Raw genomic sequence first — 2,173 nt, forward strand, 5'->3', positions numbered from 1 at the left:
CGCCGGACCCCAGCACCAAGGCACCACCGCACAGTCGCGGCCACGGTAACGTCGGCGTTGAACACACCAGCCACAGCGCAAATACCGAGGCTAATACCGCCACCACCATGGAGGTGACGGTGAGCATGGGATCGTAGCTCATCACCATATCAAGGCTCATCGACAGCATGCCGATGAAGTGCATCGCCCAAATGCCGACGCCCATAGCGAATCCACCGCCGAATAACCAAACCAGCGCCACCTTGCCAGTTGAGGAAGCCACGCGTCCTGCCATATCAAGTGCAGTAAACGAGGCCAGCATTGCCACCAGGATCGAGACGATGACGGTAAACGAGTCGTACGAAGTCACTAACATAGTGATTTCCCAAGTAAAAGCCGGTTTGAATCAGCTGTGGTGTTGTGGTTAAAAGTGAGATCTATTGGTTTTATTGTAGGAATTATCGGCAGCGTAACTGCCGATCTGAGTTTTTGAACGATGAAACCTTCCGATGGAGAAGAAACTAAAAATTGTTTACTGCGCGCCAGCCAACGGCACCACGTTATCGCTAAACGCCAGCGGCACGGTAAGCGCAGCGGTAAATTCACCGATGCGATCGGCTGGCGTGGGCTTGCCGAGCAGATAACCTTGCAGCGTGTCGAAGCCTAAACCGGTGAGTAAACGCTGCTGCTCCTCGGTCTCGACGCCTTCCGCCACCATGCGCAGGTTAAGCGTTTGTGCCAGCGTTAACATCGCGGTGACCACCGTGGCGTCTTCGCTGCCGGCGCGCAAACTGTTGATAAAGGCGCGGTCGATTTTCAGCTCGCTGGCTTCGAGATGTTTCAAATGCAGCAAGTTGGCGTAACCGATGCCGAAGTTATCGATCGCCACTTTCACCCCAAGACGATGCAGTTCGGCAATGCGCTGCTGGCTGAACTGCGGGTCGCGCATCGCGATGTTCTCGGTAATTTCCAGCATCAACGCCCCTTCCGGGATCTGATGGTGCTGCAACGCCTGGCGCAGGCTCTCAATCAAATCGCGCTGCTGGAACTGCAGAGCCGAGAGATTGACCGACACCGTCCAGTCGCCGTTGCCTTCATCGTGCCACTGCCTGAGCTGGCGGCAGGCTTCGTTGATCACCCAGTTACCCAGCGCGACAATTTGCCCGGTTTTCTCGGCGCGCGCCAGGAACATATCCGGCATTAGCAGCCCGCGACGCGGATGCTGCCAGCGCAGCAGCGCCTCAAAACCGATTAATACCGTGCCGCCCGCGCGGAATTTTGGCTGATAGAACAGGCGCATCTCCTGATATTCCAGCGCGTTCCACAAATCGTTGGCCAGCGCCAGCTGATGCTGCGCCACCGCGCTCATCGCCGGTTCAAACAGGCACCAACCGTTACGCCCACTGTGTTTGGTGTGATACATGGCGGAGTCGGCGTTGAACATCAACTCCTGCTGGCTGCGGCCGTGCAGCGGGAAGATAACAATGCCAACGCTCAAGGAGACGCGCAGCGAATAGCGATCGAGATCGAAAGGCGCATCAATTATTTGTACCAGCCGTTGTGCCAGTTTGGTGGCCTGATGAAGATGGAATTGCGGACACAGCAGCACGAATTCATCACCGCCCAAACGCGCCAGCAGAATCTCTTCACTCAGTTCATCCCGCAAGCGATCGGCTACGGCAATCAGTAAGCGGTCGCCGACGTGATGGCCCCAGGTATCGTTAATGGCTTTGAAACCATCGAGATCCATGAACATCAGCGCAAAATTCTCATCGTGCAGCGTCGCCTGTTTGATCTCCGTGGTGAGTTGCTGCTCCAGCATTACGCGATTCGGCAGCGCGGTGAGGTTGTCATGCATCGCCAGCTGGCGCAGCTCGCTGTTGGCGCGCTTGAGTTTAGCGGCGAGGCGCGCGGCACGGATCTGCGCATCCAGCATCGAGATCAGCAACATGAATCCCAGAATACTCAGCGTGATAATGGTGACCCACACCGCCAGTCCCTCTTCGCTGGCACCGTGATGTTGCATGCTTACCGGCATAACGAACTCTGCTGCCGCCATGCCGGTGTAATGCATGCCGGCAATCGCAATCCCCATCACTAACGCTGCGCAGGCGCGCAGTAATAACAGGCTTTCGCCCTGGCGCAGATGAAACGCCAGCCACAACGCCGCGCCTGATGCCGCATAGGCAATCAG

The 2,173-nt window shown here is 56.9% G+C and carries 2 protein-coding genes; both read right to left on the reverse strand.

Translation table 11 applies throughout. From position 1 onward, the window contains the following. A partial coding sequence (locus RTY00_RS23955; protein WP_312666635.1) for an MHYT domain-containing protein occupies positions 1–355 on the reverse strand: 355 nt, incomplete at its 3' end. 156 nt (positions 356–511) lie between these two features. Beyond that, a partial coding sequence (locus RTY00_RS23960) for an EAL domain-containing protein (RefSeq protein WP_312666636.1) occupies positions 512–2,173 on the reverse strand: 1,662 nt, incomplete at its 5' end.

The organism is Pantoea sp. CTOTU49201 (assembly GCF_032054795.1).
In the GTDB taxonomy this organism is placed as follows: Bacteria; Pseudomonadota; Gammaproteobacteria; order Enterobacterales; family Enterobacteriaceae; genus Pantoea; species Pantoea symbiotica.